The organism is Salegentibacter agarivorans, from assembly GCF_900113135.1.
Classification (GTDB): Bacteria; Bacteroidota; Bacteroidia; order Flavobacteriales; family Flavobacteriaceae; genus Salegentibacter; species Salegentibacter agarivorans.
The window spans coordinates 130,603-156,986 of sequence record NZ_FOOH01000002.1 but is presented as its reverse complement, the minus strand read 5'-3'; the positions used below and the strand labels follow the sequence as shown (position 1 = coordinate 156,986).

At 36.1% G+C, this 26,384-nt stretch carries 26 protein-coding genes; 20 read left to right on the top strand and 6 right to left on the bottom strand.

The window, feature by feature from the left end:
- Positions 1–58: 58 nt before the first annotated feature.
- The gene (locus BM084_RS02730) at positions 59–391 is read right to left on the bottom strand and encodes an ArsR/SmtB family transcription factor (RefSeq protein WP_057483221.1); all 333 of its coding nucleotides are present in this window, start codon (positions 389–391) and stop codon (positions 59–61) included.
- A 199-nt stretch (positions 392–590) separates the two neighbouring features.
- Complete coding sequence (locus BM084_RS02725) at positions 591–1,301, bottom strand: SDR family oxidoreductase (RefSeq protein WP_093302648.1); 711 nt, start codon at positions 1,299–1,301, stop codon at positions 591–593.
- Between the two features lie 253 nt (positions 1,302–1,554).
- On the opposite strand from BM084_RS02725, the gene BM084_RS02720 reads away from it, so the two are divergent.
- The 4 genes from BM084_RS02720 (at position 1,555) to BM084_RS02705 (ending at position 3,933) form a co-directional block, all read left to right on the top strand.
- Positions 1,555–1,929, top strand: coding sequence for a hypothetical protein (locus BM084_RS02720; RefSeq protein WP_075326814.1), 375 nt, complete (start codon positions 1,555–1,557; stop codon positions 1,927–1,929).
- A 190-nt stretch (positions 1,930–2,119) separates the two neighbouring features.
- Positions 2,120–2,737, top strand: coding sequence for a YqaA family protein (locus tag BM084_RS02715; protein ID WP_075326813.1), 618 nt, complete (start codon positions 2,120–2,122; stop codon positions 2,735–2,737).
- A gap of 169 nt (positions 2,738–2,906) precedes the next feature.
- On the top strand, positions 2,907–3,683 hold the full coding sequence (locus tag BM084_RS02710) for a DUF1206 domain-containing protein (RefSeq protein WP_093302645.1): 777 nt from the start codon (positions 2,907–2,909) through the stop codon (positions 3,681–3,683).
- A 91-nt stretch (positions 3,684–3,774) separates the two neighbouring features.
- Positions 3,775–3,933, top strand: coding sequence for a YqaE/Pmp3 family membrane protein (locus tag BM084_RS02705; RefSeq protein ID WP_075326811.1), 159 nt, complete (start codon positions 3,775–3,777; stop codon positions 3,931–3,933).
- Between the two features lie 81 nt (positions 3,934–4,014).
- On the opposite strand, the gene galE is transcribed toward BM084_RS02705, so the two are convergent.
- Positions 4,015–5,055: a UDP-glucose 4-epimerase GalE gene (gene galE / locus BM084_RS02700; RefSeq protein ID WP_093302643.1), complete on the bottom strand. Its 1,041-nt coding sequence runs from the start codon at positions 5,053–5,055 to the stop codon at positions 4,015–4,017.
- A 154-nt stretch (positions 5,056–5,209) separates the two neighbouring features.
- Between galE and BM084_RS02695 the strand changes: the two genes are divergently transcribed.
- The 6 genes from BM084_RS02695 to BM084_RS02670 all read left to right on the top strand — a co-directional run bounded on the left by BM084_RS02695 (position 5,210) and on the right by BM084_RS02670 (position 12,106).
- Positions 5,210–5,494: a DUF3817 domain-containing protein gene (locus BM084_RS02695; RefSeq protein ID WP_075326808.1), complete on the top strand. Its 285-nt coding sequence runs from the start codon at positions 5,210–5,212 to the stop codon at positions 5,492–5,494.
- A gap of 3 nt (positions 5,495–5,497) precedes the next feature.
- Entirely contained in the window at positions 5,498–6,805 is a 1,308-nt protein-coding gene (locus BM084_RS02690; RefSeq protein ID WP_093302640.1) for a mechanosensitive ion channel family protein, read from the top strand.
- Between the two features lie 113 nt (positions 6,806–6,918).
- Positions 6,919–7,992, top strand: coding sequence for an endonuclease/exonuclease/phosphatase family protein (locus tag BM084_RS02685; RefSeq protein ID WP_093302638.1), 1,074 nt, complete (start codon positions 6,919–6,921; stop codon positions 7,990–7,992).
- A 242-nt stretch (positions 7,993–8,234) separates the two neighbouring features.
- Positions 8,235–10,079: a peptidase MATCAP family protein gene (locus tag BM084_RS02680; RefSeq protein ID WP_093302635.1), complete on the top strand. Its 1,845-nt coding sequence runs from the start codon at positions 8,235–8,237 to the stop codon at positions 10,077–10,079.
- The gene (locus BM084_RS02675; protein ID WP_079713200.1) at positions 10,079–11,128 is read left to right on the top strand and encodes a glutathione synthetase; all 1,050 of its coding nucleotides are present in this window, start codon (positions 10,079–10,081) and stop codon (positions 11,126–11,128) included. Before BM084_RS02680 ends, BM084_RS02675 begins: the two co-directional genes overlap by 1 nt.
- Positions 11,129–11,185: 57 nt before the next feature.
- Positions 11,186–12,106 carry a succinylglutamate desuccinylase/aspartoacylase domain-containing protein gene (locus tag BM084_RS02670; RefSeq protein WP_093302633.1) on the top strand — a complete coding sequence of 307 codons (921 nt, stop codon included), beginning with the start codon at positions 11,186–11,188 and terminating at the stop codon, positions 12,104–12,106.
- Between the two features lie 110 nt (positions 12,107–12,216).
- Here BM084_RS02670 and BM084_RS02665 read toward each other — a convergent pair whose 3' ends face one another.
- Positions 12,217–13,338 (bottom strand): lactonase family protein, encoded by a 1,122-nt coding sequence (locus tag BM084_RS02665; protein WP_093302631.1) that lies wholly within the window; start codon positions 13,336–13,338, stop codon positions 12,217–12,219.
- Between the two features lie 12 nt (positions 13,339–13,350).
- The gene (gene corA, locus BM084_RS02660; RefSeq protein ID WP_093302629.1) at positions 13,351–14,427 is read right to left on the bottom strand and encodes a magnesium/cobalt transporter CorA; all 1,077 of its coding nucleotides are present in this window, start codon (positions 14,425–14,427) and stop codon (positions 13,351–13,353) included.
- Between the two features lie 268 nt (positions 14,428–14,695).
- On the opposite strand from corA, the gene nhaA reads away from it, so the two are divergent.
- The 10 genes from nhaA (at position 14,696) to BM084_RS19490 (ending at position 24,823) form a co-directional block, all read left to right on the top strand.
- Positions 14,696–16,018 (top strand): Na+/H+ antiporter NhaA, encoded by a 1,323-nt coding sequence (gene nhaA / locus BM084_RS02655; protein WP_093302626.1) that lies wholly within the window; start codon positions 14,696–14,698, stop codon positions 16,016–16,018.
- 77 nt (positions 16,019–16,095) lie between these two features.
- A complete protein-coding gene (locus BM084_RS02650; protein WP_093302625.1) occupies positions 16,096–18,501 on the top strand; it encodes a heavy metal translocating P-type ATPase in 2,406 nt (801 codons plus the stop codon).
- A 60-nt stretch (positions 18,502–18,561) separates the two neighbouring features.
- Complete coding sequence (ccoS, locus tag BM084_RS02645; RefSeq protein WP_075326798.1) at positions 18,562–18,756, top strand: cbb3-type cytochrome oxidase assembly protein CcoS; 195 nt, start codon at positions 18,562–18,564, stop codon at positions 18,754–18,756.
- Between the two features lie 2 nt (positions 18,757–18,758).
- The gene (gene ccoN, locus BM084_RS02640; protein ID WP_093302622.1) at positions 18,759–20,960 is read left to right on the top strand and encodes a cytochrome-c oxidase, cbb3-type subunit I; all 2,202 of its coding nucleotides are present in this window, start codon (positions 18,759–18,761) and stop codon (positions 20,958–20,960) included.
- Positions 20,961–20,962: 2 nt separating this feature from the next.
- Entirely contained in the window at positions 20,963–21,151 is a 189-nt protein-coding gene (locus BM084_RS02635) for a cytochrome C oxidase subunit IV (protein ID WP_075326796.1), read from the top strand.
- On the top strand, positions 21,148–22,029 hold the full coding sequence (locus BM084_RS02630) for a cbb3-type cytochrome c oxidase N-terminal domain-containing protein (protein WP_093302620.1): 882 nt from the start codon (positions 21,148–21,150) through the stop codon (positions 22,027–22,029). The genes BM084_RS02635 and BM084_RS02630 overlap by 4 nt, the downstream gene beginning before the upstream one ends.
- An 18-nt stretch (positions 22,030–22,047) precedes the next feature.
- A complete protein-coding gene (gene ccoG / locus BM084_RS02625) occupies positions 22,048–23,463 on the top strand; it encodes a cytochrome c oxidase accessory protein CcoG (RefSeq protein WP_394333632.1) in 1,416 nt (471 codons plus the stop codon).
- A gap of 61 nt (positions 23,464–23,524) precedes the next feature.
- Positions 23,525–23,971, top strand: coding sequence for a FixH family protein (locus tag BM084_RS02620; RefSeq protein ID WP_093302614.1), 447 nt, complete (start codon positions 23,525–23,527; stop codon positions 23,969–23,971).
- On the top strand, positions 23,972–24,673 hold the full coding sequence (locus BM084_RS02615) for a sulfite exporter TauE/SafE family protein (protein WP_093302611.1): 702 nt from the start codon (positions 23,972–23,974) through the stop codon (positions 24,671–24,673).
- Between the two features lie 15 nt (positions 24,674–24,688).
- Complete coding sequence (locus BM084_RS19490; RefSeq protein WP_262506661.1) at positions 24,689–24,823, top strand: hypothetical protein; 135 nt, start codon at positions 24,689–24,691, stop codon at positions 24,821–24,823.
- A 91-nt stretch (positions 24,824–24,914) separates the two neighbouring features.
- On the opposite strand, the gene hemN is transcribed toward BM084_RS19490, so the two are convergent.
- Complete coding sequence (gene hemN / locus BM084_RS02610; RefSeq protein WP_093302609.1) at positions 24,915–26,270, bottom strand: oxygen-independent coproporphyrinogen III oxidase; 1,356 nt, start codon at positions 26,268–26,270, stop codon at positions 24,915–24,917.
- Positions 26,271–26,384 lie beyond the last annotated feature (114 nt).

Genomic DNA, 26,384 nt, shown 5'->3' with positions numbered 1-26,384 from the left:
GAATTTTTTATTCTATAAGTAAGATTTGAGTTGAAATTTTGGATACCCAGTTATTGCTTTAGCAACACTCATCGTTAGGAGAAATATTAGAATCAAGAAAAGTGGCAAAAAGTTCTTTGACATGGTTCCATTTTTCAGGGTTTATACAGTAACAAACCCGGGTTCCTTCTATATCTCCTTTTATAAGTCCTATGTTTTTCAGCTCCTTTAAATGCTGTGAAATTGTAGGCTGCGCCAATCCCACTTCCTGAACCAGGTCGCCGCAAATACAGGATTTTGATTTTATTATTTCCTGTAGAATGGCAATTCTTGCAGGATGTCCCAGAACTTTGGCGATTCCCGCCAGTTCGTTTTGCAAGGGGCTAAATATTTCCGATTTTGTAAGACCCATTTTTCAATTGTTTATTGCAATATTACGATAAAAGAAATGATAAAGAAAGAGGCTGTCTGGAAAGTTCTTAAAATTGTCATCCTGAATTTATTTCAGGATATAAAATGTTTATAGTTAAAACAAATTAGAAGCTGAACCAAGTTCAGCTTGACGAAAATTATACTTTTCAGTCAGCCTCAATTTCTAATTTCTTAAAAAATTATTTCTTAGGTGGTTGCGATGGTCTTACCTCTATCTTACTTGGTAAGGTACGCTTATTCATTTTTAAAAGATCTACAACTAATTCACCAATATCTTCCGGTTGAATTTTCCAGGCATCTTCTGCATTTGGAGTGTGATCGTTAAAATGAGTAGCCACAGAACCCGGCATAATGGTACTTACATTAATTCCTTTTTGTCTAAGATCTAACATCACCGCCTGGGTAAATCCTGTTAAACCAAATTTACTGGCATTATAAGCAGCTCCTCCTGCAAAAAAGTTAGTTCCGGCAAGACTGGAAATAGTAATAAGATATCCTTTAGATTTTTCTAAAGCGGCTAAACTGGACTTAACGCTGTAAAAAACTCCTGTTAAATTGGTATCGATAGTTTCCTGCCATTTCTCTGGAGATAATTCATCTATAGATCCAAAATGTCCAATTCCCGCATTTGCAACCATCACATCAAGTTGCCCAAATTTATCTATTGCCGCCTTTACGGCTTTTTCCTGACTTTCGTAATTTCTTACATCGGCTTCAAGACCTAAGGCATCAGTTGCGCTTAGTTCTTTAGCGGCTTTTTCAGCAGCATCTTTAGAACGGCTTGTTATGGCTACCTTCATTCCCAAATCTAAAAGCGATTGGGCCACGCCGTATCCAATTCCTTTACTTCCACCGGTAATAAATGCAACTTTTCCTTTTAATAAACTCATAGTATTTTAATTTTTTAGTTAGGCTAAAGCTACTAAACAATGTGATTTCGCTGAAATCTTAAGGACTAAGATATTGTTAATTTTAGAGGCTTTATAATTAAGGGTTAAATGAAGATTATAGGAATAAATAATCTCAAAAACTCATTTAAAAGTGTATAAAAGCTTCTTAATTTCTTTGTTAAAATGTTTTATAAAACTACGAAAGCAGTACATTTGCAAAAAAATTAGTATAACCTGATTAACCTATATTCTCTTGAATAATATCAAAGCCCAAAAATTACTCAATAAGATTCAGCGTGATTTAATGCGCAATGGAATAATTACCAATACCCTGGTAAACGACCTGAAAGAATTAAGAACCCTTGTTGTAGAAGAAGGTCAGCCTTTATTGGCAAAAACCATCAGGTTAACTTTTGAACACGTAGAAGCTTACGATTCTTTTAATATTGCGATCCCAGAAGATGATCCGGTAGAGGAAGGTGAAGAAGCACCTTTACAGGAAGAAGCAACTGGGCAGGAAAGTCTTGATTATCTACTTTCTTTAATGGCAGATCCTTCTAACCGTGTAAATGAATTGGAGTTACGTGAATACGTAAAAGCTTTCAATGAATATGCTGAAGAAAACTAGATCTTAGCTTGAAAGAGTAAACTGGTCTGGTATTTGAATATTAGTCGGCATAAAAAACCTTATTGAACTACCTCGATAAGAAATCCTGGGGTAACCCATAAGGCATTAAGCTGAGATAATTAAAGGAGCCGATATATAAATCGGAATATTTAAATCTCGCTTAGTGAGTAAATTGCTAAAGGAGAATTTGATGAAGAAAGATGCGAAATCTAAAAAGAAGTCGCGCATACGCTTATTGCACCAGTATTATAGTTATACCGGTTTTTACAGCTTTGTTTGGAAAAGTGTAAAAAAAGCAATTTTACCCATAGTTTTATTTGTAGCAGCGCTTTGGGCAATAGATCGTTGGGTGCTGGATATTGAGCAAATGCTGGTAACGGTAACCGAAACTTATTCGCCGCTAGGTATTATAAGTGTTTTCTTTGCTTCAGAATCTTTACTGGGATTAATCCCGCCAGAACTATTTATAGCATGGTCTGGCAAATCTTCCAGTCCAATTCTATACCTTTCTTTACTGGCACTGGCTTCTTACCTAGGAGGTGTAATTTCTTACTTTATAGGTCGCTGGATGACTAAGATCCCGGCTGTACACGAAGCTATTGAAGTAAAAATGGCACAACATATTAAAAATACCCGAAAATGGGGCGGATTTTTAATTATAGTGGGTGCCCTACTCCCAATTCCTTTTGCGATGACGAGTATTGCAGCGGGAATTATAAAATTTCCATTTCCCAGTTATCTTATGTTTGGTTTACTGCGTTTTGTAAGATTTTACCTGTACGCCCTGGTTATTTTTGAAATGGTTTAAAGATTTTTACTTTAAATATTTCGCTAAACAGATCTTTTAAACCCTATATTTAAAACATTTAAATTTTTCAAAATTCATAATTTTGAACCTTTAAAATTTTCCCAAGTCTTCGTTTAACCGTTTTCAAAGAATTAAATTTAGTTTACTAACCAAACAAATTCTTAAGAAAATGGACTCTAAATTAAAGAAAATGGCCCAGGTGGGTTATGTTGCTAAAGCTACTGTTTATGGCATTATGGGGATACTCACTTTTCTCGCTGCATTTAATATGGGCGGTCAAAAATCCAGTAATTTACAGGTAATCAAATTTTTGGAAGACCAAGCATTTGGAAATGCCTTACTGGTTTTAATAGGTCTTGGTCTTTTGTGCTACTCGGCCTGGCGATTTATTCAGTCCATTCAGGACCCTGAAAATATTGGAGAAGATAAAAAAGGGAAAGGAAAACGTGTTGCTTATTTTATTAGTGCTGTTTTATACCTGGGCCTGGCCGTTTATGCATTTATGACGTTAATAAACGCCGGATCATCTTCAGGTGGCAGCTCTGGTGGTGGAATTACCGGAACCCTTGGTGTGGTGGTTTTTGCAATTATAGGCGTAGGACTTATTGTAGCCAGTATTGCCCAATTTAATAAAGCTAAAACAAAGAAATTTCTTGAAGATTTTGGCTACGACTCTATTACAGATGAAAAGAAACGGAAAACAGTTAAAAACACCGGCTACCTTGGGCTAATTGCTCGCGGAATTATTTTCGGGATTTTAGCTTATATTTTTATAAGGGCAGCCGTAGAATCTAATACTTCAAATATGAAGGGAACCTCTGATGCTTTTTCATTTTTGCAGGATTCACCTTATGGTTCATGGCTAATGGGATTAGTTGCTGCAGGTTTGGTTTGCTATAGTATATACGTATTTATGCTGGCCAGGTACAGAAAATTCAAAGCATGATATTTTGTTAAACCCGTACCAAGAACCCGTTAAATCTAATTGGATGACTTGTATTTCTATGTAATTTCGATAGAAATAACCAATTAAAAAAATTATTATGTTAACGATCATTTTAAATATCTTATTACCTCCTTTAGCCGTTTTTATGAAACACGGTCTTGGAGTAACTTTTCTAATAAGTTTACTATTAACAGCTTTAGGTTGGATTCCCGGCATAATTCACGCTTTTATAGTAAACGGTACACGCTAAGCTTTTAAAGCTAACTAACCAATAAAAAAGGTCTGAAAATATTTTCAGACCTTTTTTATTTATAATCAATAGAATAGGAAACTAATTTTCTTCCTCTTCTCTTTTTACTACTTCCTTTTGCCATTCCCAGGCACTTTTTAAAGCTTCATCTAAATGCTTCTCGGTTTTCCAGCCCAACTCTTCATTGGCTTTTTGGGTATCGGCATAGGCTGCAACAATATCACCTTCTCTTCTACCTACAATTTTATAAGGTAATTTTTCTCCGGTAGAACGTTCAAAAGAATTAATCACTTCTAAAACCGAACTTCCTTTTCCTGTTCCCAGGTTAAAAACTTCAAAATTGCTCTTTTCTTTATTTTGCTGAAGTCGCTCTAAAGCTACCACGTGAGCTTTAGCAAGATCCATCACGTGAATATAATCTCTAATGCAAGTTCCATCTGGTGTGGGATAATCATCTCCGAATACCGAAAGTTCTTTTCTCTTTCCAATTGCGGTTTGCGTAATAAAAGGAATTAGATTTTGGGGCGTACCAATGGGTAATTCTCCAATTTCAGCAGAAGGGTGAGCGCCTATGGGATTAAAATATCTAAGGGAAATCGCTTTAAAATTCTTATTTATTTTAGCCGTATCAGTAATAATCTCCTCTCCTATTTGCTTGGTATTTCCGTAAGGAGATTCTGCTTTTTTAACGGGAGCGTTTTCGGTAATTGGCAAACTATCGGCCTGGCCGTATACGGTACAGGAAGAACTAAAAATAAAATATGCGTTTTCTTTTACTTGAAGTTCCTGTAGTAAATAAATTAAACTAGCCAGGTTATTTTCGTAATATAATAGCGGGTTTTCAACACTTTCTCCTACCGCTTTTGAAGCTGCAAAATGAATAACCCCCTCTATATCGGGATATTTTTCAAAAAACTCTTTTACCTGGTTTTTATTTCGAAGATCTAAATTTTCAAAAATCGGAGTTTTTTGAGTGATTTTGGTAATTCCTCCAAGTACATCTATAGAAGAGTTTGAAAGATTATCTATAATTACTACTTCGTAACCTTGTTCCTGAAGCGCGACAACCGTGTGAGAACCTATAAATCCGAGTCCGCCGGTTACCAATATTTTTGAGCTCATTTCTTTTATTTTAATTAAGACGCAAATTAATAAAAATGAAATTGCTAAACCTTCCCCTTAAATATTAATTCCCTGCTAAATATTTCAAGGAAATGTCTATTCTAAATTACCAGATTCTCTATAAAACCTATCTTTGCAATCTAAAATTTAAACTATGCCCCTGGAAAAGCAAAAAACTGTCTTTAAATATGTAAGCATCCTGGAAGGACTTTCATTTTTACTATTATTATTTATAGCCATGCCCCTAAAATATATTTGGGAAATGCCACAAATGGTGCAACAAGTTGGGATGGCTCACGGTGTTCTTTTTATCGCCTATGTTATGGGTGCCATCTGGCTTTTTAAACCTCTAAACTGGAATTTTAAAGAGTTATTAATAATACTTGGTTGCTCCCTGGTGCCTTTTGGACCATTTTACGTAGAAAAAAAATACCTTTAAACTATGAATATAGAGGAAGGATTTAAAAATCTTATTTGTCTTTTTGAAACTTTTCTAATAGATCAGGGAGTAAACCCAACACTCGCGCTGTATTTAAATTTACTGCTAAATATCCTGGTATTAATCCTGATAATTATAGGAGTAAATTACCTGATTAAAACTTTTGTGATTGAAGCTTTTAAAAGTTTTAGTAACAAGACAAAAACTACTTTTGACGATTTTTTAATTAAAACTAATTTCCCAAAATATATTGGGCAAATTCTTCCTCTGGTTATAATTTACCTTACCGTTCCTTATATTCTGGTAGATTTTCCGCTGGCTATAAAGGCTTTTTATTTCCTGATAGATGTCTATATCATTTTTCTTATTGTATGGATAATTAGAAGCATTTTACGCACTACCAAGAGCTACCTAAGAACCTTAGAATCTTTTAAAGATAAACCGGTAGAAAGTTACATTCAGGTAGTAATGATTATCGTTTGGCTGTTCGCCTTTATCTTTATTATTGCTGAAATTACCGGGAAAGATGTAATTAATTTTATAATCTCCCTGGGTGCTGCTTCAGCAATTTTGCTGTTAATTTTTAAAGATACCATCTTAGGTTTTGTCGCTTCCATTCAGGTTAGTGTAAACGATATTGTAAGAATTGGCGATTGGATTACCTTTAGTAAATACGGCGCCGATGGTACCGTGACCGAAATTACCCTGGCAACCGTTAGGGTACAGAATTTTGACAATACCTTTACCTCTATTCCCACCTATAGTTTGATTTCTGAATCTTTTCAGAATTGGCGCGGAATGCAAGAATCTCCCGGGAGAAGAATTAAACGTTCGGTTTTTATAAAACAGAATTCGGTTAAATTTATTACTCCTGAAGATTTTGAAAAGTATAAGAACATACAACTTATTTCTACCTATCTGGAAGACCGGCAAAATGAGATTAACGCTTATAATACTACTAACGAAATAGACAGAAACCTGCCGTTAAACGGAAGAAACCAAACTAACCTGGGTATTTTTAGAAAATATATTGATACTTATTTAAACAACCACTCGGCTGTACATAAAGAAATGTATATTATTGTAAGGCACTTGCAGCCTACCGAGCATGGGATACCCTTAGAAGTATTATGTTTTAGCCGCGATAAACGCTGGGAGAATTTTGAATATATCACCGCCGATATTTTTGACCACATAATTGCTGCCGTTTCATACTTTGATCTTCAGTTATTCGAAGCACCTTCCGGCGATGACATTAGGGATTATTTTAATAAGACGAATTTAGAAAACCCTCCAGATAAAAATTCGTAAATTTTTCCGACGAAATTTAAGTTGAAAAGCTTGAATCAGGCTAATTTTTATTATCCTAAACCTAGATTGGAAGTGGATAAAAATTATCTTTTAGCCACCAAACAAAAACAAATATGACTTTAAAAGGTTTTCTTCAGGGTTTTGGAATTATCGCGGTTGTAATGACCCTAGTTCCTTTAATCGCCGCAGATTTCTGGTGGATTCGTATTTTTGATTATTTGCACATACAATTAACGCTTCTCACCCTCACGGCAATTGCAGCATATTTTATAAGGTTTGATATAAAAAGAGCCGAAGATTATATTTTTATGGTTGTTTTACTGGCTTGTTTTATTTTCCAGGTTGTAAAGATATATCCCTATTTTCCGCATAAAAATTATGAAGTTGGCCAGGCTTCAGAAGAGAATTTCAGTAATAAATTTAGCCTCTATACTTCAAATGTTCTTCAGAAAAATGAAAATCCTGACCTGGTTGTAGCCGATATTAAAAAGCAAAACCCAGATATTTTATTATTTACTGAAACCAATACCCGCTGGAAAAACGATCTTGCTGCAGTAACCAATTCTTATCCTTATAAAGTTGAAGTTCCTTTAGACAATACTTACGGGATGTTATTCTATTCCCGGTTAGAACTTAAAAATCCTGAAATACGTTTTTTAGTAGACGATAGCATACCTTCCATCCATAGTATTTTAAAATTACGCTCTGGGGAAGAAGTGATGTTTCACGCCATACACCCTACGCCACCAATGCCGCAGCATAATCCTTCTTCTTCAGACAGGGATGCCGAAATGATGAAAATTGCATTTATGGTAAAAGATTCTAAGTTGCCGGTAATAGTAGCGGGAGATTTTAATGATGTGGCCTGGTCTTCTACCACGGCACTTTTTCAAAATGTTGGTGGTCTACTAAACACCAGGATTGGCCGTGGCTTTTATAATACTTTTGATGCTTCCAGTTTTATTATGCGATGGTCTTTAGATCACGTATTTGTCACTGAAGAATTTAGGGTTGCCGATTTTAAACTGGGAAGTTCTATAGATTCAGATCACTTACCTCTTTATATAGAACTTAACCTTGAGCCTGAAAAAGCTGAAGAACAAAAGCCCGGGCCTGCAACTAAAGAGGAAATTAAATCTGCCCGCGAACAAATAAAAGCAGAACAAGAAGCTAAAGGAAATAATTAACAAAGACTAAAGCTCTTTCTTGTTTTCACTTCAAATTTCCATTTAGTGCACATATTTCTCACTCTTTAAGTAATTCTTTACTAGAATTCTTAAATAAAACCCAAAGTAAGTTTATGCATTAGTTTTCCTTAGTTTTCTTTCTAAATTTAAATATTGTTTAGCCACATTATAGCTCTTATTTAGCTAATACACAGTGGTTTTATCTTAATAAAATTCAATAGAAAACTTTAGAAAAACTTAGAATGCTGAATATATCTGAATTATCGGAGAAATCAATTAAACAAATTTTAACAATCCTTGAAGAAGATGGCAAAATAAGTGCTTCACTTCCGGGGGCTGGTTTAATTCATATAGAAGATAATTTACCCTACCTGGTTGTTTATAGAAAAAGAGAAGACGATCCCGGCACCGAAAGAATAATTATTAGTGAAGCATCTTACCTTTTAATTGGAAATAAGTTTTTTGAAGCTTACCAAAGATTAATCTATGCCCTGGCCGATAAGCTTTCTTCAGATTTTAAATCTTATATGGTTTTTGAGATCTATACGGGAGAACCTAATAATTGTTTTACCATTAAAGCCCCTGCGCAAAAGCTACCAAGTTCTGTAAAAGTATTAGAAAAAGAACTTAACAGTATAAACGATATATTTTCGGGACTTTATTTAAAAGCCGAAATAAAAGATACTCCCCATCGTCAACGCGAAGGAGACGAGGATATTTTAAGTATAGATGAGGCAAAGAAATCTGGCGCAGTAATCGTAGGGCTAGAAATTCCTCCCGTTTTTCGGAACGAAAATAATGAAGTTTACCCCGTTTTTTTAAGGCAATTTAAAGATTACCTAATTACGTGTATACATAAAGCATTATTTGATTATGTGCGGGTGCAAACTTCCAGTGGGGTGGGCAGTTATCTTGCCCTGGGTAGAAAACATTTAAAGGAAAAAGTCTTTGAAATTGATAAAGCCCTCGCTAAAATAGAACGCTCTTACCAGTTTTTATGGTTGGTTTCTCCCGCCAATATTCAGGATATAAAACAAACCTTTTTTGAAAGTAATTATGAGAAGGTTTTAGATTATCACTATAGATTGCTTCCCATAGACCCAGATCTTTTAAAAAGAGAACTTTATAACCTTAAAGTTGAAGAAATAGACGATCCTGCGATGTCCCATATTTTTAGGGAGAAACGTGAAGAACTGGATCAACAAATCACGATGTTAAGTGAACGGGGCACCTCTAATTTCTTTTATAACAGTATTAGACTTTATAAAGGTTTAGACTCTAAATTAAGTCAGGAAGCAGGTCAAATACTTAGGGAAGTAGACGAAGTAGCCGAAGAAGAAGATGCTGAATTTATTGATGCAAAAGGCTTTAGTAGCTTAGCCCGCCGGGAGTTTGATTATTTTGCTGAACAGGATGAAAATTTTAAAAGTAAGGTTCACATTCGTAAAGATGTGAATATTATGATGGTGAATAAAGGCGAACTTTATATCCCTGCAGATTATAGAATGAATAAAACCGAAGCCACGGCCCTTATTCAACACGAGGTGGGAACACACGTTTTAACCTATTATAATGGTACACGACAACCTTTAGAATTATTAAGCAGTGGCCTCGCAGATTACGATCCGCTTCAGGAAGGACTTGCAGTAATGTCAGAATTTTTAGTAGACGGGCTTACCGGAAATAGATTAAGAACTTTAGCCGGAAGGGTAATTGCTGGTTCGGCATTAATGGAGGGCGCTGAGTTTCCGCAGTTGTTCCGTTTATTAAAAATGGATTATGGATTTACCGCCGAAAGAGCTTTTAATATTACTTCCAGGATTATGCAGGGCGGCGGATTTCTAAAAGATATAATTTATTTAAAAGGATTGGTTCAACTTCGCGATCACTTACAAAATGGCGGGGAATATGAACCGCTATTAGCAGGAAAATTTGGATTAAAACACACCAAAATAATTGAAGAATTAACCGAAAGAAAAGTATTAAAAACGAGCGCACTGCGCCCAAGCTATTTATTAACCGAAAATGTTACCAATAAATTAAACATAATCAGAGAGGGGCTTCCCCTTTCACAAATGATAACCTAATGAAAATTTGCTTTGTATTAAACGATATTAAAAACGAAAAATGTGGAACCTCGGTATTATTAATGAATACTGCTCACGCTCGAGGACATGAGGTTTATGCCATGGGAGTTGGTGATTTTAATTTTCATCACGATGCACCAATTAGTATAAATAGTGTGCAGGTGCCAAAAAATACTAAAACAAAATCTCCGGCTAAATTTCTGGAAGCTTTACAGAGTTCTAAAGCACGTAAAAAGACTATAGCAGCCAATAAACTGGATGTACTCTTTATTAGAAATAACCCTACCGAAGAAGAATCTGGGCGGGAATGGGCAGAACATGCCGGGGTTGCTTTTGGCAGAATGATTCAGCAAGAAGGCGTTTTGGTTTTAAACGATGCTAATGCCCTCTCTAATGCATTTATTGATAAACTCTATTTTGAAGAACTTCCGCAAGAAATAAAACCAGATTCTTTAATTACCAGGAATAAAGAAGATATTTTAAAATTCTGGGAAAAGAATAATAAAAAAATTGTTTTGAAACCCCTGGAAGGTTCTGGTGGTCAAAATGTTTTTTTAATAGATGAAAATGAAAAAAATATCAATCAAATTATTGAAACCATTAGTCAGCATGGCTATGTAATTGCCCAGGAATACTTACCGGCAGTTAAAGACGGTGATGTTCGAATTTTATTAATGAATGGACGGGTCATGGTTAAAGATGGAAAACAGGCTATTATTAGACGCGTTAGTGGTGAAGGAGAATTCCGAAGTAATTTTGCACTTGGTGCCACTGCCGATAGTAGTGACCTTACTCCAGAAATGCAACGTATTGTAGATCTAACCGCTCCAAAACTTATCCGCGACGGACTTTTCTTTGTTGGGCTGGATGTGGTAAAAGATAAATTGATAGAAATTAACGTGTTAAGCCCGGGCGGGATGGAGCGTTTTAAAGACATAGGCTTACCAGATTTCACTCCAATGGTAATTGAAGCCATTGAGCGAAAAGTTGAATACAAAGAGCTTTACGGGCACCAGTTTGATAACAGGGAAATTGCCTGTATGGAATAGTAAACTGTTTCAGAGCATTCAATATAGATTATCGAGTAAAACTGAAAAAGAGATATTATGAGTAATAAACCAGAAAAACATATTCCCAGGATAATTGGGAAATATACCAGCAATAAAAAAGGACCTTTACTTTTTGTAACTGCCGGCATTCACGGCAACGAGCCAAGTGGTGTTAAGGCACTGGAAGAAGTTTTTAAACAATTAGAGAAAACGAAACCTGAAATTGAAGGAACTTTGGTTGGAGTCTCTGGAAACCACAAGGCGCTTAATCAGAATAAGCGCTATATAGATGAAGACCTGAACCGGGTTTGGACCGAAGAGAATATTGATGAGAAAAAATCTGAAACCCACGAGCAGAAGGAAATGTGGGAAATTATAGATATTTTAAAGCAATTTCCTGAAGAAGATTTTACTAAACGTTATTTCCTGGATTGCCACACCACTTCATCGGCGAGTTTACCTTACGTTTCTGTACAGGAGGTTAATGATAATGATGAATGGGCACATAACTTCCCCACTTTTATAGTAAGAGGATTTAGCGATATAATTACCGGAGATATAGATCATTATTTAAGCAGAATTGGAATGACGGGTTTCGTTTTTGAAGCCGGGCAACACGAAGATAAAACCTCGGTTGAAAATCATGAAGGAGTGATCTGGCTTGCTTTAAAAGAAGCTTGCAAGCTAGATCTTTCTAAAATTGAAACTTATCCAGAATGTGTAAATCGTTTTGCTGAAAAAAATGCACCAGATCAAAAAACCTTTGAATTGGTTCATCGTCACGGCCTTGAAGATTCTGATGTATTTGAAATGGAACCGGGCTACGAAAATTTTCAGGAAATTAAAAAAGGAGAGCTAATGGCAAAACAAAATGGCAAGGAAATAAAAAGCGAATGGGATGCCCGTATTTTTATGCCATTATACCAAGCTCAGGGAAATGATGGCTTTTTTGTGATTGAGGAAGTAGAAGGAAAGTAATTGAAGTAAGCTCGAAAATCATAGGTTATTCTGAATTATTTCAGAATCTAATGCGTTAGAACTAATAAAAAGACCTCACCGGTAAAAAACAGTGAGGTCTTTTTATTTGATTAATTTTCAGCAAATTCTACACACACCGGAGACATTACCTCAACGGGAAGTAAATGTTCTTCAAGTTCTCCCGTGTTCATATTTATTTTAAAACTGCTAATTGTAGAAGTATCCTGGTTAGCTGCATAAAGAAAGTTTCCATTTGGAGAAATCGCAAAATTACGTGGTGTTTCGCCTTTGGTTGGGTAATAACCAATCACGCTTAATTTACCGGAATTTTTAACAACTTTAAAAGCCGCGATACTATTATGCCCACGGTTAGAAGTGTACACAAATTTCCCCGAAGGATGTAAATGAATATCTGCTCCTGAATTATTTTCTTTAAAATCTTCAGGAAGCGTTGATATATTTTGAATAATCTCCAGGTTCCCGTCTTCTTCTATTTTCAATACACTTAGCGTTGAATTCAATTCGTTCATTGAAAAAGCGAAGTTTTCATCTTTAGAAAAACTAAAATGCCTTGGTCCCGAGCCTTCTTCTAATTGTAAAAAAGCTTTTTCTTTCTTACTTAATTTCCCGGTTGTTGCATTAAAATTAAACATCCATATTTTATTGTTTCCAAGATCAGAAATATAAGCGGTTTGATTATCTGAAGAAATTGAAACCGAATGCGCGTGAGAGGCTCCAGGATTCTCTAACTGAATTTTTTGTTGTTTTTCCAGGTTTCCATCCTCTCCCCTTTTATAAACCATAACCACGCCACCCATATAATTGGAGACAAAAACATAATTTCCACTTTTGTCAATCTCTATATGGCAGGGCGCAAAACTTTCGGTAGAAATTTTTCCTAATTCTTCTAAACTATTATCACTATTCCTTTTAAACGAATAAATAAAACCAGATTCAGCATCGCCACCACCTAATTCGCTCACCGCATACAGGTTTTTACCATCTTTAGAAGCTTTTACAAAGCTGGGATTAGTAATTTTCGCCACAGTTTTTTCTGGATGCAAACTTCCGTTTTCAGGATCTTGCAAGGCTAGAAATATTCCTTTTGCTTTTCCATCTACATGGCCTTCTTTTTTGGTGTAAGTACCTATGTAAACCGGTATTTCAGCATTTTGAGCGGCACAGGTTGTGGTAAGGACCACGGCCAAACTAATTAGCGTAAATCTTATCATAATTTTATTTGATTAAAGCCATTTTTTACGTTTAAAATAATAGATCATAAGTAGAAAAATAACAATCATTACTCCCCATAATACAAAGTAACTGTATTCCCACTGCAGCTCGGGGATATATTCAAAATTCATCCCATATATTCCCGCAATAAATGTTAACGGAATAAATATAGAGGCCATAATGGTTAAAACCTTCATGACCTCGTTCATTTTATTGCTAATGGTAGTCATGTACATATCCATAAGCCCCCAGGCCATCTCGCGGTATAAATCTATATTCTCTGAAACCTGGAGAATATGATCGTGAAGGTCGTTTATATAATTTTTGGTTCGGGTTTTTATGAGATCGTTCTCTAAATTCTGAAACCGGGAAATAACTTCTTTAAGCGGAAAAACTGCCCGTCTAACCCGTAAAATTGCTCTTTTTAAATCCTGAATCTCATAAGTAATATCGTCACTTGGCTGACTTTCAAAAAGTTGTTCCTCCAGTTTTTCTACTTTTTCGCTTAACTCATCTACCACCAGGAAATAATGGTCTACTATAGCATCTAAAAGAGCAAAAACCAGGTAATCTGAACCATTAGTACGAATGCGTCCGTAAGCCTTTTCCAGGCGACCCCTAACACCATCAAACACATCGCCTCCTGCTTCCTGAAAAGTAAGTACATAATCTTTACCTAAAACAAAACTTATATGTTCATTTACCAATTTATCGTCCTGGTGATAAAGCATTTTGGCCACAATAAACAAATAATCTTCATATTCATCTATTTTTGGACGTTGGGTAGTATTTACAATATCTTCAATAATTAACGGGTGTAGATCGTAATATTTACCCAGTTTTTCTATCTCTGCGGTATTACTTAAACCATCTATATTAAACCAGGTAATTCGGTCTTCAGCTTCAAATTTAAAAGCATCTTCGGTAGAAGAAGAAATATGCCTTTCATAATTCTCTTTATTATAATCTATAACTTCCAGGCTGGTTTCACCAGATTCTTTTCTACCAACATAGGTTACAGTTCCCGGGGGTTGGTTTACAGATTTCATTTTTGGCCTACGTAAACTTTGCGTAATTCTTTTTACCATAATCGTACTTTGTAGGTTAAAGGTAGCAAAGTTTTGTTTTTGGCTCTATTAAAAACACGACGAAACTAAACTTCATTCAAAAATTATCACAAACCTACCTCAGCCAAAAAAAGCCCTTTTAAAAAGTTAATCGTGATGTGAGGGCAGATTTTAAAACATTTAAGTTTCAATTATTCAGTAAAACTGAGTTTAATCATATTTATATGAAGAAAACGACAATAAATTTACCTAATCCTATTAACTGAATATTCTTTACAAACAGGTTATTATGAAAAAATCGCCCCTTGATATTTACCTGCTCTTACCTATTAAAAACTTTATTGAGAAAAAAACTTCAGTTGGATTATTGCTTATTTTCTCTGCAATTCTTGCAATGATCGTTGCCAACTCACCACTGGCTGATGCGTATCACAATCTTTGGAAACAATATATTCACCTGGGAATTAACGATTTTGTAATTAGAAAAAACCTGTTGCATTGGATTAACGATGGCCTCATGTCTATTTTCTTTTTTATGATTGGTCTTGAGTTAAAACGAGAAATATTACAGGGCGAACTTTCCAGTTTTAGAAAGTCTATACTTCCAATTGCAGCTGCTATTGGCGGAATGATTTTTCCGGCTTTAATTTATTATTATTTTAATACCGGTGTAGATTCAATTTCGGGATGGGGAATTCCTATGGCTACAGATATCGCTTTTGCACTGGGTATTCTCTATCTCCTTGGAGACCGGGTTCCTCTTCCCCTAAAAGTATTTCTAACCGCAATTGCTATTGTAGACGATCTTGGAGCGGTGCTGGTAATTGCATTTTTTTATACTTCAGATATTTCTTTACAAAGCCTTGCTATTGCGGGTGTTTTTGTACTTATACTGGCTACCGCTAATTTAATTGGTATTAGAAATACCTTGTTTTATGCAATTATGGGAATTGGAGGTTTATGGCTGGCTATTTTACTTTCGGGTGTTCACGCTACTATTGCAGCGGTTTTAGCGGCCTTTGCCATACCCAATACCATACGTATTAATACGCCCTTATTTCTAAGAAAAACTAAACTCTTAGCTTATGAAATTAAAGAGGAATTTAGGAATAGAAATAAAAACCCGAAAGAAGCTGATGACCATATTTCTCATACTATACAAAAATTCACTTCTTTAACCGAAGATGCCACTCCGCCCCTACAACGTTTAGAACATGCGCTTTACCCCTTTGTAAGTTTTGTGGTTCTTCCAATTTTTGCATTCGCCAATGCAGGCGTGAGCCTTGGTAATGTTTCTTTTGAAGCACTATTAAGCCCGGTAACAATTGGGGTAATGTTCGGACTCATTTTTGGAAAATTTATTGGCATCGTATTCTTCTCCAGGCTTATGGTTTGGACTAAGATTGCCAGTTTACCGCATAAAGTTAAGTGGAAACATGTCTATGGAATTGGTTTTCTCGCTGCTATAGGCTTCACCATGTCTTTATTTATTACTGAGCTCGCTTTTGAAAATGAAAATTACCTGGCCCAGGCCAAAATAGGGATTCTTTCAGCTTCTTTAATTGCAGGCCTAATTGGATATTTCTACTTACGAAAAACGGGAAATGAATAATTATTAATCTTAAAGCTGATTACCATCATATTATCTGATTCAAATTTTCTAAAAATTTGCGGCTAAAATATTTAAGAATGAACAGCTGTTTTCACTGCGGTGAAGAATGTAAGGAAGATCACATTGTTTTTCAGGAAAAAGATTTCTGTTGCACCGGTTGTAAAACAGTTTTTGAGATCCTGAACGAAAGTGACCTTACTTATTATTATGATATCCAGGAAAAACCTGGAATTTCTCCCGGAGCTTCAGAAGGAAAATTCGATTTTCTTGATAACGAGGAAATAACCGAAAAACTGCTGGAATTTAATGAGAACAATACCCAAATAGTTAATTTTCTTATTCCTTCTATGCACTGTAGCTCTTGTATTTGGGTGCTGGAAAATTTAGGGAAATTACACAAAGGTGTGAAATCGGCACAGGTAGATTTTCCAAAGAAAACTGTACGAATAAGTTTTTCTTCAGAAAAAATTAGTTTAAAAGAGCTCGTATATCTTCTTAGTAGAATTGGTTACGAACCCTATATTTCTCTTAAAGATTACGATGAAAAAGATCATCGTGTAGACCGAAGCTTAATCTATAAATTGGGCGTTGCTGGTTTTGCTTTTGGAAATGTGATGTTTCTCTCTTTTCCCGAGTATTTTGAAGTTAAAGAATTCTGGCTGGAGCAATTCAAGCATTTATTTAGATGGTTGATGTTTGCTTTTTCTCTACCGGTGGTTTTTTACTCTGGTGCAGATTATTTTATTTCAGCTTACAAAGGTTTGCGGGCAAAGATCCTAAATATAGATGTTCCCATTGCCCTGGGAATTGCAGTACTTTTTATTAGAAGTACCACAGAAATTATCCTCGATCTTGGCACCGGCTTTTTTGATAGCCTAACCGGACTTGTTTTCTTTTTACTTCTGGGTAAATTCTTTCAGCAAAAAACCTATTCCTATTTATCATTTGAGCGGGATTATAAATCTTATTTCCCAATGGCGGTAACGCGATTAAAAATCAATGCTTCAAAAGAAATTACAGAAGAACAGGTTCAGGTTTATAATATAAAACCCGGCGATCGAATTTTAATAAGAAACGGCGAATTAATTCCTATAGATTCGGTTTTAATGAAAGGCCGCGCGAATATAGATTACAGTTTTGTAACCGGTGAGGCCGAAGCCGTTAGGAAAGAGTCTGGTGAAACGCTTTATGCCGGTGGCCGCCAACAAGGCGGAATACTGGAGATTAAAGCTATAAAAGCCATAGACCAGAGTTACCTCACCAAACTTTGGAGCAATGAAGTCTTCAAAAAAGACAGAAAAGGCCAGTTTCAAAGTTTAATCAATCAAATAAGCAAGCGATTTACCGCTGGGGTTTTAAGTATAGCATTTCTATCAACCCTTTTCTGGCTAATTTACGATCCTTCAATAGCATTAAATGTATTTACCGCGGTTCTAATAATCGCGTGTCCCTGCGCTATTGCTTTAGCAACTCCGTTTACACTTGGTAATCTGTTGCGCATCTACGGAAGAAATAAATTCTACTTAAAAAAAGCGGGGGTAATAGAACAAATTGCAAAAATAGATTGTCTTGTTTTTGATAAAACCGGCACTATAACTTCCAATAAAAAAACCGAGGTATTCTATGAAGGTTTAAAACTTAATGCTGAAGAAGAACAATTGCTTAGCAGCAGTTTAAGAGCATCTGGGCACCCGCTAAGCAGGCAACTTTATCAGATCCTTGATAAAAATAATATTCTAAGTTTAGATGAATTTAATGAACATACCGGAAAAGGAATTAGCTCTGGCAGTAAGGGTAGTAAAATGAAAATTGGTTCCTCTTCTTTTGTAAAAGAAAGCGAAACTGAAACTAAAGAACTCAATAAAACAGCGGTTCATATAAGTAGTAATGAAGAATATAAAGGTTGCTACATTTTTAAGAATTCTTACCGGGAAGGCCTTGCCCATTTATTTAAGGAGTTAGGAGAAAACAAGCAACTCTTTATCCTTTCCGGTGATAATGATGGTGAAAAGGAAAAACTTGAAAATATGCTTCCCTTAAATACTAAGTTTTACTTCAATCAAAAACCTGACGATAAGCTAAATTTCATTAAAAAGCTTCAGGAAGAAGGGAAATCGGTGATGATGATTGGCGACGGACTTAACGATGCAGGTGCACTTGCCCAAAGTAATGTTGGGATTGCAGTTTCAGAAAATATTAATGTATTCTCCCCTGCTTGTGATGGAATCCTGGAAGCTTCAAATCTTACCAGATTGAGTGAATATTTTAAACTTTCAGAAAAGGGTATAAAAATTATCAAATGGAGTTTTGTACTAAGTCTTTGTTATAACGTAGTAGGCCTTGCCTTCGCCGTAACCGGTAACTTAATGCCCGTAATTGCCGCTATTTTAATGCCGCTAAGTTCTATTAGTATCGTGGCATTTACAAGCCTGGCCACAAACCTTGCCGGGAAAAAATTAAAACCTGTATTAACGAAAACCTGATTTCAATCATATTTTAAATTTTAACACCGCTTTAAGTTTGCTGAAAATAATTCATTCTAAATGAACATCATTTACCTCTTACTTGCATTAAGTGTTTTAGTAGCCCTTATTTTCTTTGTTGCCTTTATTTTTTCAGTAAAAAAGGGACAGTATGACGATGTCTATACACCATCGGTAAGGATGCTTTTTGATGATGAATTAGTTAAAGAAAAATCTGATAAATCCAATTCCACCAAAAACAAGAAATCTAATTAACTATGGAAGTAGAACAGTTTCATTACGATAATAAGATCGTAAAAAAGTTTACTATGGCTACCCTGTTCTGGGGTATAGTAGGTATGAGTGTTGGGCTACTGCTCGCCTTTATGTTTATATTTCCCGATCTTACCGACGGAATTTCATGGTTAAGTTTTGGCCGTTTAAGACCATTACATACTAACGCGGTAATTTTTGCTTTTGTTGGGAACGCCATTTTCGCAGGGGTTTACTACTCTACCCAGCGCTTGCTCAAGGCCCGAATGTGGAGTGATTTCTTAAGTAATTTCAACTTTTGGGGTTGGCAGGCTATTATTGTAGCAGCCGCCATTACCCTGCCAATGGGTTTTACCAGTTCTAAAGAATATGCCGAACTGGAATGGCCTATAGATATTGCAATTGCTTTGGTGTGGGTTGCTTTTGGTGCCAATCTTATTGGTACTATGATAAAGAGAAGGCAGCGTCACCTATATGTTGCTATTTGGTTTTACCTCGCAACTTTTGTAACCGTAGCCGTGCTTCATATTGTAAACAATATTGAAATTCCTGTTTCTGCATTTAAAAGTTATTCGATTTATTCGGGAGTTCAGGATGCTTTAGTACAGTGGTGGTATGGGCATAATGCGGTGGCATTTTTCCTTACAACACCTTTCCTGGGTTTAATGTATTATTTTGTTCCAAAAGCGGCAAACAGGCCGGTTTATTCGTATAGACTTTCTATTATTCACTTTTGGTCCCTGATCTTTATTTATATCTGGGCGGGACCACACCACTTATTATATTCAACTTTACCAGACTGGGCACAAAATCTTGGTGTGGCATTTTCTGTTATGTTATTATTCCCATCCTGGGGAGGTATGATTAACGGACTCTTAACCCTACGTGGAGCCTGGGATAAAGTACGTACAGATCCTGTTCTTAAATTCTTTGTAGTAGCTATTACCGGCTACGGGATGGCAACTTTTGAAGGCCCAATGCTTTCGCTTAAAAACGTAAATGCTATCGCGCATTTTAGCGACTGGATTATTGCTCACGTGCACGTTGGGGCTTTAGCCTGGAACGGTTTCTTAACTTTTGGTATGGTTTACTGGTTAGTACCAAGATTATTCAAAACAAAACTCTACTCTATTAAATTGGCCAATGCCCACTTCTGGATTGGTACGTTAGGTATTATTATTTACACTTTACCTATGTACGTTGCCGGATTTGTACAGGCATCTATGTGGAAACAATTTAATCCTGATGGAACCCTTACTTACGGAAATTTCCTGGAAACAGTTACTTCTATTATGCCAATGTACTGGATGCGTGCTATTGGTGGTAGTTTATACATAGTTGGTGCATTTATTTTACTTTATAATATTGTACAAACTGTTAGACAGGGAAGTGCTGTTGAAGACGAATTAGCTGAAGCTGCTCCTTTGCAAAAAGTAACACGAAAAAGAACCAAAGGTGAAGCATATCACTCCTGGTTAGAAAGAAGACCCGTAAAACTTACCATTTTCGCAACTATAGCGATTTTAATTGGTGGCGCGGTACAAATTGTCCCCTCCTTAATGGTAGACGAATATGTACCGGTAATTTCCAGTGTGAAACCTTATACTCCTTTAGAACTTGAAGGCCGGGATATTTACATCCGGGAAGGTTGTGTGGGTTGTCACTCGCAAATGATTAGGCCATTTAGAAGTGAAGTAGAACGCTATGGTGAATACTCCAAAGCCGGAGAATATGCTTACGATTATCCATTCTTATGGGGAAGTAAACGTACCGGCCCCGATCTTATGCGGGTAGGCGGTAAATATTCCGATAACTGGCACCTTAACCATATGTACGATCCGCAGAGCACCTCTTCAGGTTCTATTATGCCTTCTTATAAATGGATAATTACAGACGAGCTTGATAAAAGTGATACCGAAGCTAAAATGAGAGCTCTTAGCAAGCTTGGTGTACCATATACTTTAGAAGAAATAGAAAACGCCCAGCAATGGATGGCAGAACAGGGAACTCAAATTGAGAAAAATCTATACGCAGATCCCGATTTTGTAAAAACTTATGAAGCTGAAAAAGAATTTGCAGAACAAAACGGTACCGAATTCGTAGAAATGCGAAACCGCGAAATTGTAGCGCTAATTGCTTATTTACAGCGACTCGGAACTGACATTAATGCGAAAGATGCAGAAGTATCAACCACTAAAACCAACTAAGCATGTTTAAATTTGTAAAAGGCCATATGGAAAGTATAGACGGGGTTATGATCTACCCGCTAATTTCCCTGCTCATTTTCTTCATCTTTTTTGTAGTGCTATTCTTATGGGTAATTACCGCAAAAAAGAAAGACATAGAAGAGGTAAGCAAATTACCCTTAGATATTAATACCGAAAACCAGGAATTATGAAAACGATAGGATATTTAAGAATTCTGGGGTTTTTAATTCTTGCCCTCGTATTAATAGAATTAACCGTTGAGACCGAAAGTGGTTGGGCAATTGAAGAATACCCGATTATTTGGTGGGTTTTAGGTGTAGTACTGGTAATTGCTGTAGCCATAGAAATTTCTATAGCTGCTTTAGAAAATATGGTTTTTAAAAGTCTTAATTCTGAAGCCCAGCAACATTATACCAGGTTAAAAATTGAAAATTCCGACAAGCAGTTTATAGGCTTAAAAAAGTTCTATAAGAAAATGCTGAACCAGAAACCTCTGGAAAAAGAAGAAGAAATTCTTTTAGATCACAATTACGATGGGATTAAAGAACTGGACAACGATCTTCCCGCCTGGTGGCTTTATGGGTTTTACGTAAGCATTGTATTTGCCTTTGTGTATATGGCTTACTACCACATTTTTGATGGGGAAAATCAAACTGAAGAATACCTGGCTGCCGTTGCCGAAGCCGAAGAAGAAATTGAAGCTTATAAAGCTGCTAATCCAGATCTTATAGATGCTTCTTCAGTAGAATTGCTAACTGATGCTGCCGATTTAGAAGCGGGAGAAACCATTTATATGGCAAGTTGTATGGCTTGTCACCGCGCGGATGGTGGTGGCGCTATTGGTCCTAACCTTACCGATGATCATTGGATTCTTGGAGGCGGAATTAGCAATGTTTTTCAAACAGTTTCTGAAGGTGGCCGTGACGGAAAAGGAATGGTGGCCTGGAAATCTGAGTTGAATGCACAGGAAATAGCCCAGGTATCCAGCTATGTTTTAAGTCTGCAGGGAACCAATCCTCCAGATGCTAAAGCACCGGAAGGAGACATTTGGGAAGCAGATTCAGAATAAATTTTAGAAGAACAGATTTTGGAAAATCAGGAAAAATTCAGGGATAAAATAGCCACGGCAGACGACCAGGGAAAAAGACTATGGGTTTTTCCGAAGAAACCTTCTGGAAAATTTTATGAATATAGAAAATATGTAAGTTATATATTGCTCATTTTACTTTTTGCCGCTCCATTTGTAAAGATAAACGGCAATCAGTTTATGATGTTTAATATCCTGGAAAGACGTTTTAATATTTTTGGTTTTCCTTTCTGGCCCCAGGATTTTCACATTTTTGTAATTATGATGGTAATTGGGGTGGTCTTTATCATCCTCTTTACGGTAGCTTTTGGTAGAATATTTTGCGGTTGGTTTTGCCCACAAACCATTTTTATGGAAATGGTTTTCCGCAGAATTGAATATTGGATTGAAGGTGATCGCGGAAAACAAATGCGCCTGGAAAAGCAAAAATGGGATTCCGAAAAGATTAGAAAACGTTCTCTAAAATGGTTCTTATTCTTTGTTATTTCGTTTCTTATAGCCAATGTTTTTCTCGCTTATTTAATTGGGAGTGATCGCTTAATTCAATACGTAACAGATGGTCCCCTAAACCACCTTAGCACTTTTATTTCATTATTGATTTTTACCGCGGTATTTTACTTTGTATTTGCCTGGTTTAGAGAACAGGTTTGTGTAATTGCCTGTCCTTACGGTAGGCTTCAAGGCGTTCTTTTAGATAATAAATCTATAGTAGTAGCCTACGATCACAAACGCGGAGAAAAGGAAAAAGGAAGGGCAAAATTCAAGAAAAATGAAAACCGTGCAGAAACCGGAAAAGGTGATTGCATAGACTGTTTCCAATGTGTGCAGGTTTGCCCTACCGGAATAGATATTAGGAACGGTACGCAGCTGGAGTGTATAAACTGTACCGCTTGTATAGATGCCTGCGATAGTATGATGGAAGCGGTAGATCTTCCAAAAGGCTTAATACGTTACGCCAGCGAAGAAAATATTGAAAAGAAAGCAAAATTCAGGTTTACGCCCAGGTTAAAAGGTTACAGCATTGTATTAGGAATCTTAACCGCAGTTTTGGTTGGGATGTTATTTATAAGAAGTGAAGTTGAAGCCAGGATTTTAAGATTACCCGGGCAGTTATACGAACGCAAGGCCGATAACGTGGTGAGCAATGTCTTTACTTACAAATTGGTAAATAAAACCACAGCCGATTTTGAAGATATTGAATTTAGATTATTGTCTCACAAAGGAGTAATAAAACCGGTAAAGACTTCAAATATTACCGTGCCGGGACAGGAGTTAACCGAAGGAACACTCTTTATTGAAATACATACGGCCGCATTAGAAGATGAAAAAGAAAAGCTGAAAATTGGGGTTTATAGTGGTGACAGATTAATAGAAACAACAAGCACTATGTTTATGGGACCTCGCAGTTTTAATTAATAAAAGTGCGCATAAGAACTCATAAATTATTAAATCTCGATTAAGAGTAAAATATAAAAAAATGAAAATAAACTGGGGAACAGGAATTGTAATTGGAATGGCACTTTTTATAAGTTTCATTATGTATTTAGTAATAAATATGCTTACCGATAAAAAGTTTGATCACGATTTGGTAACTGAAGAGTATTACCAAAAAGAACTGCATTACCAGGAAGAAATTGATGCAGAAAATAATGCATTTTCCCTTGAAGACAACATTCGTGATCGCAGGGTAAAAGATGGATGGATCGTGGAATTTCCTAAGAATTTAGAACTTTCTAAAATTTCAGGAAACCTAAATTTCTATCGCCCTTCTAATGCTAAACTAGATTTTAATATTCCTTTAGAATTAACATCACATCAAATTTTTATTGCAGATAAAAACCTTGTAGAGGGGCGTTGGAATATCAATATTCATTGGGAATATGAAGAAACGCCCTATTTATATAAAAACGAAATTGTTTACTAAATGTGGATTTCGGCATTAATATTTGGACTTTTAGGAAGTTTCCACTGTGTGGGAATGTGCGGTCCTATTGCATTTTTATTGCCGGTAGATCATAAAAACAATTTAAAAAAACTTGGCCAAATTTCCCTTTATCATTTTGGAAGAATAAGTTCTTATGCCCTTATTGGTATTCTATTTGGCTTACTAGGCAAAAGTTTCAGATTGTTTGGGCTTCAACAGCAACTTTCAATTTTAGTGGGAGTTTTAATGATTTTAGTAATTCTTATTCCGTATAAAAAATTCAGTAAATACAATGGTTCAAAATTTATCTTCAAAATTGTTTCAAAAGTAAAAAGCAACCTGGGTAAACAGCTGAAACAAAAATCACCCGATACTTTTTATACCATTGGCTTTCTAAACGGTTTCCTCCCTTGTGGACTGGTTTATATGGCGGTTTTTGGAGCTATCGCTGCGGGAACGGCTTTAGAAGGCAGTTTATATATGGCACTTTTTGGCCTGGGAACGGTGCCTTTAATGACTGCCGCAATCTACTTGGGAAACTTTATTAACCTTAACCTGAGATCAAAAATAAGAAAAGCGGTTCCTGTTTTTGTGGTAATAATGGGATTGCTGTTTATACTTAGAGGAATGGGACTCGGAATTCCATACCTCTCCCCCATGGAAATAACTCCGAAAATCACTGCAGCGCAAAGCTGCCATTAACCTAAAACACTTGTTATGAATTTATTTGACACTATTGCATTAGTAAATTGGGAACTGGGCACTTTTCTAATCGCGATGTTTTTTGTTGTTTGCGCCGGCCTGGTGCTTATTGTTCTAAATATGATAGGCAGCGGAAATGCCAAAGAATAGAAATTAAATTTTCAAAAAAAAGAAACCTTATAAACATAAAAAAGTCCGTCTGGGAATTTCCAGACGGACTTTTTTGTATTCTACTTTCAGATTAAACTGTCATAGAAAATAATTGGGTGTTTGGTTTCTGTGCCTGCATTCTTAAATCAAAAGCCATACAAATATTACGAACAAAAGGTCTTCCCTTTTCGGGAATGGTTAAGCCTTTTTCAGAAAAACTAACGAGTCCATCAGCTTCCATTTCCCTTAATTTAATAAGTACTTCGGGTAATTCTTCAAAATAATCTTCGGGAGCGACCCAACTCGTTTCCAGGCGACACATTAATTTAAGAATGTGTTTTCTAATTACAAGATCTTCTTCATTTAAAATATGCCCCCGGAAAACCGGAATTATTCCCTCGGCAATAAGTTCCTGGTAAGTCTCAACCGATTTTTCATTTTGGGCAAAACCGTACCAGCTGTCACTAATTGCTGAAACTCCCAGGCCAATCATAGACGCACCAGAAGAGGTGGTATAGCCCATAAAATTACGGTGTAAAGTTTTATCTTCTACCGCTTTATAAAGAGAATCGGTTTTAAGAGCAAAATGATCCATTCCTATTTCAATATATCCTGCTTCTTCCAGCATTTTTTTCCCCGTTTCGTACATTTCACGTTTTTCATCGGCACCGGGAAGATCAGAGTCTTTGAAGCCGCGTTGCCCATTTCCTTTAATCCACGGTACGTGCGCATAGCTGTAAAACGCAATACGGTCTGGCATTAACTGCTTCGTCTTTTCAATAGTATCAATTATATCTTCTTTGGTTTGAAATGGTAAACCAAAAATAATATCATGCCCTACCGATGTAAACCCGGTTTCCCTGGCCTGTTCGGTGGCATTTTTTACGTTTTTAAAAGGTTGAATCCTATGAATTGCTTTTTGTACTTTTTCACTATAATCCTGTACGCCGTAACTTACTCTTCTAAAACCAAGATCGGCTAAAACCTTTAAATGCTCTTTGGTGGTATTATTTGGATGTCCTTCAAAACTTAATTCTGTGTTACAATCTCTTTCCGCTTTACGAAAAAGCATATTCAGTAAAAATTTAAGGTTCTCTGGAGCAAAGAAGGTTGGCGTACCCCCACCAAGATGCACTTCTCTAATAATTGGTTTTTCACCCAGCATTTCTAAATAAAGATCCCATTCCCGCAACACGCTTTCTATATATGGCGTTTCTACCGAGTGCTTTTTTGTAATTCGTTTGTTACAGCCACAAAAAGTACAAAGGCTTTCACAAAACGGTAAATGTATGTAAAGGCTAATTTCTCTATTTTCCTGGAAGCTGCGTTTTAAACTGTTCTCCCAGGCACTTGCAGAAAATGTATTGTCGTCCCAATACGGTACTGTTGGGTAGCTGGTATATCGTGGCCCCGGAACATTGTATTTACTAATAAGGTTAGAAGACATAAAGCAATAGTTTTTTACAAAATTAAAATACGTGTGCTTTATTAGATATGAGTAAGATCAGGTTCTGCATAAAAATTCAAACTAATATGTTTTTTTTCTACATATAGTTTAAAA